Origin of the sequence: Yoonia sp. TsM2_T14_4 (assembly GCF_049602355.1) — a bacterium.
Lineage (GTDB): Bacteria > Pseudomonadota > Alphaproteobacteria > Rhodobacterales > Rhodobacteraceae > Yoonia > Yoonia vestfoldensis_A.
On sequence record NZ_CP187137.1, the window covers coordinates 722,127 to 735,557 of the forward strand.

Consider the following 13,431-nt stretch of genomic DNA (forward strand, 5'->3'; position numbering starts at 1 on the left):
TTGATATCAAGCCTGCATCATCTTTCCAGCTCGTCAATTCGCGCGATGCGCGATTTTATGCAATCCCCGCCAGAGGCGACCGCAGCGCGCTGCGGTCACAGCACCGCCAACCCCTTGATCCCGCCCAACAGTTTGGGGATCGCATCCTTGAACCGGAAGAAACCATGCGTGGCATGCGGCCACGCGTCCAGATCATAAGCGCGCAGCACCCGCAGCGCATCAACATGGCGCAGGGCATCGGCGGTCGGGCCGGCAGGGGGATGGGCCATCACCACCTGATCCAATCCTTCGGCCTTGCGCCAATCGGGCAGGGCATCGGCGCTGATCACGCTGATGCGGCCCAACCTGTCCGCAAACCTTGTGTGACAATCGCGCATCGCGCCTGCGACGAAATCGGTCACCATCGGGGCCACCTGCAACGGGCTGCGCCGGTCGGTTGTTTGTACAAAGGCGGTGGCAACCGGCGCAACCTTGTCCAGCAACCAGCCGGGCGACAAATCATCCTCGGTCACGATCAATCCGGTGGGTTTGGCCGGGTCGATGATGGCGCTGACAGGCATTGGCCCGCGGTCGGGATGCGGCGGGCAGGGCAGGGCGGCGGCAACCTGTGCCAGCCCCTCGGGCCGGAACCGGCCTTGCGTGTATTTGGCGATATTGTCGGGCTGCGCCAGATAGGCTTTGCCCTGCGTCTGGATGCCGCCGACCCAGCGCCATGACAGCGTGTTGGACGCTGCATCACCGTCCAGCAAATGCCGCAAAAAGAAATCCGCGCCCAACACCCAGGGTAGTTTCAGCGTATGAATCCAGATTGATGCGAACCACATCCGCGCGTGATTGTGCAGATAGCCAGTATCTGCCAATTGCCGCGCCCAATGGTCAAAACCGTCGATCCCGGTCTGCCCCAGACAGGCGGTTTCCCATTGCGCGCGCAGGCCCGCCTGTGTCTGGATCTGGTTCATAGCCGCGGCCAGATCGCGCTGGTAGTTGGCCCAGACGGTGGGGCGCAGTTCCAGCCAGCCTTTCCAATAGGTGCGCCAGAACACCTCTTGCACAAATTTTTCGGCCGCTTGCGGGCTGTGGCGGGCCAGCACGGCGCGCAGCACATCTGCTTCGGTGATGATCCGGTGGCGAATATAGGGCGACAGCGCCGACACATGGGCGATGTCATCATGGTTGCGCATTGCCGCGTAATCGCGGCCCGCATGCGGGGTGAAAGCGGCAAGACGCGTTACAGCGTCGGTGTAGGTTGGTGTAAACATGCGTGCCAATTAACCCGCGCCTTGCGGGTTTCAATGGCGCCCGTTCTTGACAGCGGCGCAGGCGCGGTCCAACGCTGCGGCATGTTTGATCTGCGCCCTGTTGGATATGTGATCGGCCTGTTGATTGCCTCGCTCGGGGTGACGATGCTGGTGCCGCTGGCGGCCGACCTGCTGGCAGGTGACCGGCATTGGTTCGTCTTTTTTGAAAGCGCGATCGTGACGATCCTGACGGGGGGCTTGCTGGCGCTGGCCTGCGCCAATGGCGTGACGGCGGGGCTAAGCCTGCGCCAGACGTTTCTGCTGACCTCGCTTGTCTGGCTGACCTTGCCATTGTTCGGGGCGATCCCGTTCATTCTGGGGGCGACCGAGGCATCCCTGACCGATGCCTTTTTCGAGGCCATGTCCGCGCTGACAACGACCGGAGCCACGACCTTTACCCAGCTCGAAACTTTGCCTGCTGGCTTACTGTTGTGGCGCGGGCTGCTGCAATGGCTGGGCGGGATCGGGATTATTGTGGTTGCGATGGTGTTCCTGCCCGAATTGCGGGTCGGCGGGATGCAGATTTTCCGTTCAGAAGCTTTTGAAACCATGGGAAAAATCCTGCCGCGTGCAGGCCAGATCGCAAGCCAGATTTCGGTGATCTATCTGGTGCTGACAATGGCCTGCGGTCTGATCTATGCAGCCTTGGGCATGACGCCTTTCGATGCGTTCGTGCATGCGCTGACGACGGTTTCGACGGGTGGCATGGCGACAACCGACACTTCCTTTGGCGCGTTCAACGCGGGCATCCATTACACCGCAGTGGTGTTCATGATCCTCGCGGCATTGCCCTTTGTGCGCTATGTACAATTATTGGCCGGCACGGCCGTGCCATTGTGGCGCGACAGCCAGATCAGGGTTTTCTTTGCCCTGCTGGGCTTGTTCATCATGTTGATGACGGCCTGGCTTTGGGCGCGCGAAGGCGCTTGGACCGAGCTGGCCTTTCGCGAGGCGATGTTCAATATCGTGTCGATCATGTCCGGCACCGGCTATGCCAGCGCGGATTACATGACATGGGGCACGTTTCCTGTCGTCGCCTTTTTCTTCATCGGGCTGATCGGTGGCTGTGCCGGGTCCACCGCCTGTTCGGTCAAGGTGTTCCGCTACCAGATCCTGTTTGCTGCGATCAAAAGCCAGGTCCGCCAGATCCACAGCCCGCATGGCGTTTTCGCCCCGCGGTTCGAAGGCCGCCCGATCGGGGATGATGTCATCAATTCGGTCATCGCCTTTTTCGTGGCCTTCGTGTCGCTTTTGGGGATCATCACGGTGCTGCTGGGGCTGACCGGGCTGGATTTTATCACCTCGCTGTCAGGGGCGGCGACGGCGATTGCCAATATCGGCCCCGGCCTTGGGTCAGAGATTGGACCGGCGGGCAATTTCGCAAATATCAACGATCCCGCCAAATGGATATTGGCGATCGCGATGTTCATCGGCAGGCTCGAAGTGATGGTCGTGCTGACCATCATCTCGGTCCGCTTCTGGCGCAACTGATTGACCCTTGCCGCAGCGGGGCCTATGTGACGCCCAAGATGCAAACGAGGGTGCCCATGTCCGACAAACCGCGCAGTTTTCAGGAAATCATCCTGCGGCTACAGTCCTATTGGGCGGCCAAGGGCTGTGCGATCCTGCAACCCTATGACATCGAAGTCGGTGCAGGCACCTTTCACCCCGCCACGACCCTGCGCGCGCTGGGGTCCAAACCCTGGGCTGCCGCTTATGTGCAACCGTCCCGCCGCCCGACCGACGGGCGCTATGGTGAAAACCCCAACCGGTTGCAGCATTATTACCAATATCAGGTGCTGATCAAACCCAGCCCGCCGGATTTGCAGGAGCTTTATCTGGGCTCACTGGCCGCCATCGGGATTGACGCGCATCTGCACGACATCCGGTTTGTCGAGGATGATTGGGAAAGCCCGACGCTTGGCGCTTGGGGGCTGGGCTGGGAGGTTTGGTGCGACGGGATGGAAGTCAGCCAGTTCACCTATTTTCAACAGGTCGGCGGGCATGATTGCCGTCCCGTCTCGGGCGAATTGACCTATGGGCTGGAACGGCTGGCGATGTATGTGCTGGGCGTGGATCATGTGATGGACATGCCGTTCAACGATCCTGACGCGCCTATTGCGCTGCGCTATGGCGACATCTTTCGCCAGACCGAACAGGAATATGCGCGCTGGAACTTCGATGTGGCCGACACCGACATGCTGCTGCAGCATTTCAAGGATGCCGAGGCTGAATGCCACCGCATCCTGTCCACCCCCGCGCATGACCCCAAAAAGGACATGGCCATCATCATGGCCCACCCCGCCTATGACCAGTGCATCAAGGCCAGCCATCTGTTCAACCTGCTGGACGCGCGCGGCGTGATTTCCGTCACCGAACGGCAGGCCTATATCGGGCGGGTGCGCGCGCTGGCCAAGGCCTGCGCGGATGCTTTCATGCAGACCGAAGCTGCGGGGGCCAGCGCCTGATGGCCCGCATATTGATCGTGGGGATGTTGGTGGTGGCCGCCGTGTTTGGTGGGGCGATGTATTACCTGCAGGTCTATGCCTATTACGAAGATGTTGTTGCCGCCCAAGGCGACATTACCCTGACCGCAACCGATAGCAGCGTGCCAATCACCCTGCCATTCAGCGATTTCACTGGCATTGACGCGGTGTCCAGCCCGCTGCGGTATCGCGCCTGCCTGAGCACGGACATCGACACGGCGACATTGGCGACAGCTGTCCCCTTGCCCTTTGCCGAACCGCGCATCGCGCCGCGCTGGTTTGACTGTTTCGACGCCCGCCAGATCGGCGCGGACCTGCAGGGTGGGCTGGCCACCGCCTATCTTGGGACCGCCAATCTGCAATATGGTATCGACCGCGTTATCGCGGTTTACCCTGACGGGCGGGCCTATATCTGGCACGAGATCAACGCCTGCGGCGAAGCCGTGTTCAACCGCTATCCCGCCCCTGACACCTGCCCCCCAGCCCCCGAAAGCCTGCAATAATGCCTGATCTTCTGATTGAACTTTTTTCCGAGGAAATTCCGGCCCGGATGCAGGCGCGTGCCGCCGATGATCTGCGCAAGCTGGTCACGGACGGTCTGGTCGAGGCGGGGCTGACCTATGCCGGTGCTGCCGCATTCGCCACGCCGCGCCGGTTGACGCTGGCGATTGACGGGCTGACGGGCGAAAGCCGCGCTGTGCGCGAAGAACGCAAAGGCCCCAAGGTCGGCGCGCCCGATGCCGCCATCGACGGGTTTCTGCGTGGCGCGGGGATAACCCGCGAGGCGCTGGAAATCCGCGACGACAAGAAAGGCCAGACCTATTTCGCCGTGATCGAAAAGCCGGGGCGCAAGGCCGCCGACATCATCGCCGAAGTGCTGGACGCCACCGTGCGCAATTTCCCGTGGCCCAAATCCATGCGCTGGGGCACAGGCGCGCTGAAATGGGTGCGCCCGCTGCAATCCATCATCTGCCTGTTGTCGGATGAAGCAGGCGCCGAGGTTGTGCCGCTGACCATCGACGCGATCACCGCAGGGCGCAGCACGCGCGGCCACCGGTTCCTGTCGCCTGATGCCTTCACCGTGAACGGCTTTGACGATTATGAGGCGAAACTGAAACGCGCCCATGTGATCCTGCGCGCCGACGAACGCGCCGAGGTGATCTGGAACGACGCGACCCAGCAGGCCTTTGCATCGGGTCTGGAACTGGTCGAGGATCGCGGGTTGCTGGCCGAGGTGGCAGGGCTGGTCGAATGGCCTGTCGTGCTGCTGGGCCGGATTGACGATGCCTTTCTGGGCCTGCCGCCCGAGGTGCTGCAAACTTCGATGAAGGAACACCAGAAATTCTTTTCGGTCCGCAATCCCAAGACAGGCCGGATCGAACGCTTTGTGACCGTGGCCAACATGGCCACCGCCGATCATGGTGCGACCATTCTGGCGGGCAATCAAAAGGTGCTGGCGGCGCGGCTGTCGGATGCGAAATTCTTTTGGGAAAACGACCTGCGCACGGTCAAGGCCGGTGGGCTTGAAGGCATGGGCGCGGGGCTGGCCAATGTGACCTTCCACAACAAGCTGGGATCACAGGCCGACCGCATCGCGCGGATCGCAGCACTGGCGCGTGAAATCGCACCGCATGTGGGCGCTGACCCCGATCTGGCCGAACAGGCAGCCAAGGTCGCCAAGGCTGATCTGCAATCAGAAATGGTCGGGGAATTTCCTGAATTGCAGGGGCTGATGGGCCGCTATTATGCGACAGCCGCCGGATTGAATCCGGCGGTGGCGGCCGCCTGCCAAGACCATTATTCGCCGCTGGGTCCGTCGGATGCTGTGCCGACCGCACCCGTATCGGTGGCCGTGGCGCTGGCCGACAAGATCGACACGCTGACAGGGTTCTGGGGGATACATGAGAAACCTACTGGTTCTAAAGATCCGTTTGCGCTTAGGCGCGCCAGTTTGGGTGTGATAAGAATTGCTGTCGAGAATGCACTTCGTGTTCAGTTAAAAAACTTCTTCGGTTTGCTGACTGTTGTCACGCCGGTGGAGGCAAACGCCGCAAAGACGGGTAAAGAACGAGAGGCAGCATTCGCGACGCTAACTCGCATTGGTTTCGTGTCCGACGAGAGCCAGCTTAATGCGGTCTTCGATGAAGTTGGACTTGCTGGCCGACCATTTGAGGAAGTCTTGGAAAGATATATTCCTCGCATTGTTAATGTTGCAGAGGCGGCCAATGCCGACCTCCTCGCCTTCTTCCACGACCGCCTCAAGGTCTATCTCAAGGACCAAGGCATCCGCCACGACATCATCGACGCCTGCATCGCCATGCCGGGGAACGACGACCTAACCCTGCTCGTCAAACGCGCCCGCGCGCTGGCGGAGACGCTCGCCACCGATGACGGTGAAAACCTGATTCAGGGGTTCAAGCGCGCCAATAACATCCTGACGCAGGCCGAGGACAAGGACGGCGTCGAATATTCCTATGGCGCGGACCTGAAATTCGCCGAAGACAACGCCGAAAAGGCGCTGTTTGCCGCGCTCGATGCTGCAGATGCAAAGATCGCGCCGGCGATGAAAGACGAAGATTTCAGCACTGCGATGACCGCTATGGCGGCACTTCGTGGCCCGATTGATGCATTTTTCACCGCTGTACAGGTCAACGACGACCGGCAGGTGATCCGCCGCAACAGGCTTAACCTGTTGTCACGGATCAGGAAAATCTGTCTGTCCGTGGCTGATCTGACAAAAATTGAAGGCTAGACACCTTGGCTGTCAACTTGGCTTTACGCATGGCCATTTCCTGTTCTATGCTGCGCCTACGCAATAAGGCGGTGCCGCAGTGCAGCAACAGATCAAACAGGACCGCGTGACGCTGATCACGCCGACCGCGCCGGTCTCGGTCGCGGCCCATGGCGGTCGCGCAAAATGCCTCCAACGGCTGATCCGGCTCGCGATGCCGGTGCCTGTCACCGTGGCCTTGTCCTTTGATGCGGTGCGCGATGCAGCGCTTGGCAATCTGCCCGATATGGCGGCCTTGATGGCGCCGTTTGACCCGCAGCCGCTTTTGTCCGTGCGCCCATCCAGCGAGAGCGCCGATTGGGGCGGGCCATCCGCAATCCTGAATGTGGGCATGAATGACGTGCGTTTTGCCAGCATGGCGCAGGCCATGGGCGAGGCGGCGGCGGCGCGGCTTTACCTGCGTTTCGTGCAGTCCTACGCGGTGCATGTGGCGCGGCTGGACCCTGACGAATTCCACCTGCCCGATATCGCTGATGCCAGCGCCTTGCGCGTGATGCTGGCCGCCTATGAGGCCGAAACGGATGAGCCTTTCCCGCAAGACCCCGCCGTCCAACTGGCCGAGGTGTTGCGGTCCATGGCACGTGCCTGGGATGGCACCTCTGCGCGGTTTTTGCGCCAGGCCAAGGGCGCGCCCGTCGATGCGGGGCTGGGTTTGGTGGTGCAGGCCATGGCGCTGGGGCTGGGGCAGGGCGAATGTGGCACCGGCACCGTGCAATTCGTCGATAGCACGACAGGCGCGCCGCGGATCACCGGCCGCTATGTCGCGCAGAACGTGCCGCAGATGGACAAGACCGATGCCGAAGGCGCGCTCTATCTGACCCGTGATCCGCGTGGCGCATCCTTGCAGGACCGCTGCCCGCAGACTTTTGCGCAGCTGCTTGATTGTGGCGCGCTGTGCCGCCAGCATCTGCGCGAGGAAATGCAGGTGAAATTCACCATCGACGCGGGCAAGCTTTATATCCTTGATGCCGTGCGCGTGCAGCGGTCGTCGCGGGCCTCGGTGCGGATCGCCGTGGCCTTGGCCGAAGACGGCGTCATCACCCGGCAGGATGCGGTGTTGCGCGTCGAACCCGTCGCCTTGTCGGAACTGCTGCACCGGCAGGTGGACCCTAGCGCGCCGCGCAACGTGCTGGTGACAGGGATCGCCGCCAGCCCCGGTGCGGCCAGCGGCCGGATCGTGCTGACCGCGAACGAGGCGCAGGCCAGTGCCGCGCGGGGCGAGGCGTGTGTGCTGGTCCGCCGCGAAACCACGCCCGAGGATATCCGCGGGATGCATGCCGCATCCGCCGTGCTGACGATGCGCGGTGGCATCACCAGCCATGCTGCCGTGATCGGGCGGGGGCTGGGCGTGCCTTGTGTCGTGGGGGCGTCTGACCTGCTGATCGACCGCAAGTCGGGCCGCGTTGTCGCCCCCGACGGGCGGACCTTTGCCGCCGGTGACATCATAACCGTCGATGGCACCACGGGGCAGGTGCTGGCCGGTGCGCCGCCGATGCTAGAGGCGTCGCTCGATGGTGCGTTCCAGACCCTGCTGGAATGGGCCGACACGTTCCGTGATATCGGCGTGCGCGCCAATGCCGACACGCCCGCCGATGCGCAGACCGCGCGCAATTTCGCCGCCGAAGGCATCGGGCTGTGCCGCACCGAACATATGTTTTTCGAAGGCGACCGTCTGGGTGTGATGCGCGAGATGATTTTTGCCGAAAGCAGCAAAGACCGGCGCGCCGTGCTCGACCGTCTGCTGCCAATGCAGCGCGCGGATTTCGCCGAATTGTTCAGCATCATGGAAGGGCGCAGCGTCTGCGTGCGCCTGTTCGACCCGCCGCTGCATGAATTCCTGCCATCCGACAAGGCCGGAATGCGCGATCTGGCCGAACAACTGGCGCTGCCTTTGCCCGAAGTTGCCGAACGGGTGGCCGCCCTGAGCGAATATAACCCGATGTTGGGGATGCGCGGCGTGCGGCTGGGAATCGCCATCCCCGAGATTTACGACATGCAGGCGCAGGCGATTTTCGAGGCGATGGTGGCCGTCGGCGCCAAGGGCATCGCGCCTGCCGTCGATATCATGATCCCGCTGGTATCCGCCATGCGCGAAGTCGAGCTGATGAAATCCCGCATCGAAAGCGTCGCCAATCTGGTGGCCGGACGGGCGCGCGCGACGTTGAATTACCGGCTGGGCGTGATGGTCGAAACCCCGCGTGCGGCCCTGCGCGCGCAGGATATTGCCGCCCATGCCGAATTTTTGTCTTTTGGCACCAATGACCTGACGCAGATGACCTATGGGCTGTCGCGCGACGATGCGGGGCGGTTCATGTCCACCTACGTGCAGCAAGGCGTCTATGCCGAAGACCCGTTTCACACGCTCGACATCGAAGGTGTGGGCGAATTGGTGGCGATGGGTGCCGAACGCGGGCGGCGTGGCCGGCCCGATGTCGTGCTGTCGATTTGCGGCGAACATGGCGGCAGCCGCAGCGCCATCGCGTTCTGTCGTGACCACAAGTTCGACTATGTCTCCTGTTCGCCGTTCCGGGTGCCGGGGGCGCGGCTGATGGCGGCGCAACTGGCCCTGAAGGACAAAATCACCAAAGCGTGAGTCACTAGATATAGTGGGGCGTTTTCCGCGACGGGCATCATGTGGTGCGATTTTATCATATTTTCACGCGATAACGGCGTTGTTCCGCCGCTATGGCCACTAGGGGTAGACGTTCGGTCTGTATTGCCCTAACCACGGCGCTGCTTCCGCGGGGCTGACCGCGTGGTTTCTTTGGTTTGAAGAATGACGCCTTTGAAGAAAATCGCGGCCGCTTTTGTGGTCGCACAACTTGCCTTCGGTGGCGTTTACGCCAGTGCTGATACCGACAGTGCTGATACCGACATGGCCAGCCGACTGGCCGGTCTTCTGGGAGAGGAGCGGTCCGCGCTTTCCGTGCTGTCCGAAGCGCGCATGGCGCAATTGACCAGCCTGCCCCCCGCCAGCGAACGCGGCATTCCGACGGCACCCGTCGTGATTTATGATACCGATTTTCTTGACAGCCTGCCCGTCGCTTCTGGTGATGCGCAATGGGAATGTCTGGCCGAGGCGCTGTATTTCGAGGCGCGTGGCGAATCCGTGCGCGGTCAATTCGCCGTTGGCGAGGTGATTTTGAACCGCGTCGAAAGTGCCGCTTACCCGCAATCTTTGTGCGGTGTGGTCAAACAGGGCACCGGGCGCAAATACGCCTGCCAGTTCAGCTATAATTGCGACGGCAATCCTGAGGTGATCAACGAGCAAGTCGCTTGGGAACGTGTGGGCAAGATTGCCTCTGTCCTGCTTGCTGGCATGCCGCGTGACCTGACGGGGGGTGCGACGCATTTCCATACCCGCGCCGTCAACCCGTCCTGGTCGCGCAGTTTCACGCGCACGACCACGATCGGCGCGCATCATTTCTACCGCGAACCTGTTCGCACTGCCGCGAACTGAGGTCGCAACCGGTGGCCGCGCTGTCGCGGCTGTCCTTGTCCTGCGGGCGGGGGCGCGGTATCGCTGGGGGTAACGCCGCCAGTTGACTGGACGACCTGATGACAGATGACATCCGCCTTGCCTTTGCCCATCCCAGCGAACGGGCCGAGGCGAGTACGACCACCCCCTGCGACCGGATTTCCTTGCGCGACTATATTGTCAGCGTGGAAATCGGGGCGTTCCAGCAGGAACGCGGCACATTGCAGCGCGTACGCTTTAACGTGGTGGTCGAGGTGCCGCGCCTGTCCGGCCCGATAGACGATGACGTTGACCGCATCTTGTCTTATGACCGCGTGACCGAAGCGATCGGGATCGAACTGCACGCCGAACGCCTGAACCTGTTGGAAACCCTTGCCGCGCGTGTCGCGGATAGGATTCTGCTGGAACCGCAGGCGCATCGGGTCTTCGTGCGCATCGAAAAGCTGGATCGCGGCCCCTTTGCCTTGGGTGTCGAGATCGTGCGCGCCCGCGATGGCCAGACCCCCGGCGGGCAGGCCCATATCCCCGTGCCGCATCCGCGCGTCGTGTTCCTGTCGAACGCGGCCATCGCCTCGCCGCTGTTGGGGGGGTGGATTGATCAGCTTGCCGCGATGCCGGCCCCCGTGATCATCTGCGTCGGTGCGGGCGAGACAAGTGCGCCACAAGTCCCCAACCGGCTGGCACAGCGCCGGATCGACCTGTTGGCCATCGAACAAAATGCGTGGCGGCTGGCCGTGCGCGATGCGCGCTGCGTTGTGGTGCAGACCCGCACCGAGCTCGACTGGGCGATGAAGAACGGACAGGTCAGCGTCTGGGCGCCGTCCAAGATCGTGCTGGATGCGGTGGATGGCCCGTCTGCCAGCCCTGCGGATGCAGCGGCGCTGATCGCGTGGTTCGCAGGCCAGATGCAGGCGGCAGAACTGGTGTTTGTCGGTCATGCCGCCCCTGTCACCGATATTGCCCTGCGTGTACTGCCGGTCGATCAGGCGGTCTTGGCATGACGCTTTATTACCGGCCCCTTGTGGTGGCGGAACCTGCCAGTGACACGCTGCCACTGGCGGGGGGTGCTTGCCTGTTTCGCGATGTCGCAGTTTTGGAACGGGGCCAGCCATCGCACGTCATTCCCGCGCGCGATGTCCCCGCAACAATTCTTGCCCATCTGACCGCGCCGCGCGCGCCTGTTGCGGGGCTGGCGATGGACCGGCCGCGCATCATGGGCATCCTGAACGTGACGCCGGACAGTTTTTCTGATGGCGGCGATCACGCTGATCTGGTCAGCGCCACGGCCCGCGCCTTGGCGATGCAGGCAGAGGGGGCCGAGATCATCGACATCGGCGGCGAAAGCACGCGGCCCGGTGCCGTGACCGTCGCCAATGCCGCCGAAATCAGCCGCACCGTCCCGGTCATCGCCGCGATCAGGGCGCAATCCGCAATCGCCATCTCGATCGACACGCGCAAGGCTGATGTGGCAAAAGCCGCCATCGCGGCGGGCGCCAGTCTGGTCAACGATGTCGCCGCCTTCAGCCATGATCCCGCCTTGGCGCAGGTCACGGCGGATGCGGGTCTGCCTGTCTGCCTGATGCATGCGCAGGGCGATCCCGCCACAATGCAAAACGACCCGCGCTATGACGATGTCCTGCTGGACGTCTATGATTTTCTGGCCGCCCGTATCGCGCAGGCCGAGGCGGCGGGCATCGCGCGCAGCGCGATCATCATTGACCCTGGCATCGGTTTTGGCAAAACGCAGGATCACAACCTGACCCTGCTGCGGAATGTGTCGCTGTTCCATGCTCTTGGCTGCCCGATCCTGCTGGGGGCCTCGCGCAAGCGGTTCATCGGCACTATCGGCGGCGGACAGGATGCCAAGGACCGCATGGCGGGTTCTGTCGCAGTGGCGCTGCATGGCCTATCGCAGGGGGTGCAGATCCTGCGGGTGCATGATACCTTTGCTACAAAACAGGCGCTGGCACTCTGGTCGGCGATCAACGGGACAGACAGCAGATGACACGCAAGTTCTTTGGCACCGACGGGGTGCGCGGCACGGCGAATATATATCCGATGACCGCCGATATGGCGCTGCGGATCGGGGCGGCGGCAGGGCGGTATTTTCGCAATGACGGATCGAACGGCCACCGTGTGGTGATCGGCAAGGATACGCGGCTGTCAGGCTATATGTTCGAAAACGCGCTGACGGCGGGGCTGACCAGCACCGGCATGAATGTGCTGCTTTTGGGGCCGGTTCCGACGCCGGCGGTGGGGTTGCTGACCACCTCGATGCGTGCCGATGTCGGCATCATGATTTCCGCCAGCCACAATCCGCATCACGACAACGGGATCAAGTTTTTTGGCCCTGACGGCTTCAAACTGTCCGATGCCGCCGAGGAACAGATCGAGGCGCTGATCGCGTCAGACGTGGAGCCTGCGAAGGCCGCCAATATCGGGCGGGCCAAGCGGATCGACGACGGGCGGTTCCGCTATGCCGAACGGCTGAAAGCGACCTTTCCCGCAGGTATGCGGCTCGACGGTCTGAAAGTCGTGGTGGATTGCGCCAATGGTGCGGCCTACAAGGTCGCCCCCGAGGTGTTGTGGGAACTGGGCGCCACCGTCATCAAGGTCGGCGTGGACCCTGACGGGTTCAACATCAACGACGGTTGCGGTTCGACCCATCCCGAACGCGCCGCACAGGTGATCCGCGACACAGGCGCCGATGTGGGCATCTGTCTGGATGGCGACGCCGACCGTGTGATGATCCTTGATGAAACTGGTGCCGTGGCCGATGGTGACCAGATCATGGCGCTGATGGCTGCGCGCTGGGCCGCAGTGGGGCGGTTACAGGGTGACACTCTGGTCGCGACGGTCATGTCCAATCTGGGGTTGGAACGGTTCCTTGGGGCCAAGGGGTTGCATCTCAAACGCACCGCCGTAGGTGACCGCTATGTGGTCGAGGCGATGCGCGCAGGCGGGTTCAACCTTGGCGGCGAACAATCGGGCCATATCGTGATGACCGATTACGCGACCACCGGCGACGGTTTGCTGGCCGGTTTGCAATTTCTGGCCGCGATGATCGACACGGGGCATAAGGCGAGCGTGCTTGCGCGCAATTTCGACACCGTGCCGCAGATGCTGAAAAACGTACGCTTCACCGCTGGCACCGATCCTCTGGCGACCAAGCGTGTCGCGGCCTCGATTGCGGATGCCGAAATCAAGCTGAACGGCAAAGGCCGGCTGCTGATCCGCAAATCCGGCACCGAACCGCTGATCCGCGTGATGGCTGAATGCGAGGATGACACGCTTCTTGCACAGGTCGTGGACCAGATCATAGCCGAGGTTGCGGCAGCGTCCTGATCCTGCCCATCTTCCGCTCCGGTCAATTCGTGC

10 protein-coding genes are annotated in these 13,431 nt (G+C 62.4%); 9 read left to right on the forward strand and 1 reads right to left on the reverse strand.

Annotation, left to right across the window (positions count from 1 at the left end):
• Window positions 1-95: 95 nt before the first annotated feature.
• A complete protein-coding gene (locus ACPF9B_RS03440) occupies window positions 96-1,259 on the reverse strand; it encodes an FAD-binding domain-containing protein (protein ID WP_424179246.1) in 1,164 nt (387 codons plus the stop codon).
• 33 nt (window positions 1,260-1,292) lie between these two features.
• Here ACPF9B_RS03440 and ACPF9B_RS03445 point away from each other — a divergent pair, with 33 nt between their 5' ends.
• The 9 genes from ACPF9B_RS03445 to glmM all read left to right on the forward strand — a co-directional run bounded on the left by ACPF9B_RS03445 (window position 1,293) and on the right by glmM (window position 13,398).
• Window positions 1,293-2,789, forward strand: a complete 1,497-nt coding sequence (locus ACPF9B_RS03445) for a TrkH family potassium uptake protein (protein WP_007205372.1) — start codon at window positions 1,293-1,295, stop codon at window positions 2,787-2,789.
• Between the two features lie 56 nt (window positions 2,790-2,845).
• Complete coding sequence (locus tag ACPF9B_RS03450; protein WP_424179249.1) at window positions 2,846-3,766, forward strand: glycine--tRNA ligase subunit alpha; 921 nt, start codon at window positions 2,846-2,848, stop codon at window positions 3,764-3,766.
• Window positions 3,766-4,287, forward strand: a complete 522-nt coding sequence (locus ACPF9B_RS03455; protein WP_424179251.1) for a DUF6446 family protein — start codon at window positions 3,766-3,768, stop codon at window positions 4,285-4,287. The genes ACPF9B_RS03450 and ACPF9B_RS03455 overlap by 1 nt, the downstream gene beginning before the upstream one ends.
• Window positions 4,287-6,536: a glycine--tRNA ligase subunit beta gene (gene glyS, locus ACPF9B_RS03460; RefSeq protein ID WP_424179253.1), complete on the forward strand. Its 2,250-nt coding sequence runs from the start codon at window positions 4,287-4,289 to the stop codon at window positions 6,534-6,536. Before ACPF9B_RS03455 ends, glyS begins: the two co-directional genes overlap by 1 nt.
• A 79-nt stretch (window positions 6,537-6,615) precedes the next feature.
• Entirely contained in the window at window positions 6,616-9,168 is a 2,553-nt protein-coding gene (locus ACPF9B_RS03465; RefSeq protein ID WP_424179255.1) for a putative PEP-binding protein, read from the forward strand.
• A gap of 183 nt (window positions 9,169-9,351) precedes the next feature.
• A complete protein-coding gene (locus ACPF9B_RS03470; RefSeq protein ID WP_007205367.1) occupies window positions 9,352-10,035 on the forward strand; it encodes a cell wall hydrolase in 684 nt (227 codons plus the stop codon).
• A gap of 98 nt (window positions 10,036-10,133) precedes the next feature.
• Window positions 10,134-11,054 (forward strand): dihydroneopterin aldolase, encoded by a 921-nt coding sequence (locus ACPF9B_RS03475; protein WP_007205366.1) that lies wholly within the window; start codon window positions 10,134-10,136, stop codon window positions 11,052-11,054.
• Complete coding sequence (gene folP, locus ACPF9B_RS03480) at window positions 11,051-12,058, forward strand: dihydropteroate synthase (RefSeq protein ID WP_424179257.1); 1,008 nt, start codon at window positions 11,051-11,053, stop codon at window positions 12,056-12,058. Before ACPF9B_RS03475 ends, folP begins: the two co-directional genes overlap by 4 nt.
• Entirely contained in the window at window positions 12,055-13,398 is a 1,344-nt protein-coding gene (glmM, locus tag ACPF9B_RS03485) for a phosphoglucosamine mutase (RefSeq protein WP_424179259.1), read from the forward strand. The genes folP and glmM overlap by 4 nt, the downstream gene beginning before the upstream one ends.
• Window positions 13,399-13,431: the final 33 nt, after the last annotated feature.

Bases quoted from the DNA above. Each gene is read 5' to 3' on its own strand.
- ACPF9B_RS03440 (WP_424179246.1), bottom strand. From the start codon at position 1,259: ATGTTTACACCAACCTACACCGACGCTGTAACGCGTCTTGCCGCTTTC.
- ACPF9B_RS03445 (WP_007205372.1), top strand. From the start codon at position 1,293: ATGGCGCCCGTTCTTGACAGCGGCGCAGGCGCGGTCCAACGCTGCGGC.
- ACPF9B_RS03450 (WP_424179249.1), top strand. From the start codon at position 2,846: ATGTCCGACAAACCGCGCAGTTTTCAGGAAATCATCCTGCGGCTACAG.
- ACPF9B_RS03455 (WP_424179251.1), top strand. From the start codon at position 3,766: ATGGCCCGCATATTGATCGTGGGGATGTTGGTGGTGGCCGCCGTGTTT.
- glyS (WP_424179253.1), top strand. From the start codon at position 4,287: ATGCCTGATCTTCTGATTGAACTTTTTTCCGAGGAAATTCCGGCCCGG.
- ACPF9B_RS03470 (WP_007205367.1), top strand. From the start codon at position 9,352: ATGACGCCTTTGAAGAAAATCGCGGCCGCTTTTGTGGTCGCACAACTT.
- ACPF9B_RS03475 (WP_007205366.1), top strand. From the start codon at position 10,134: ATGACAGATGACATCCGCCTTGCCTTTGCCCATCCCAGCGAACGGGCC.
- folP (WP_424179257.1), top strand. From the start codon at position 11,051: ATGACGCTTTATTACCGGCCCCTTGTGGTGGCGGAACCTGCCAGTGAC.
- glmM (WP_424179259.1), top strand. From the start codon at position 12,055: ATGACACGCAAGTTCTTTGGCACCGACGGGGTGCGCGGCACGGCGAAT.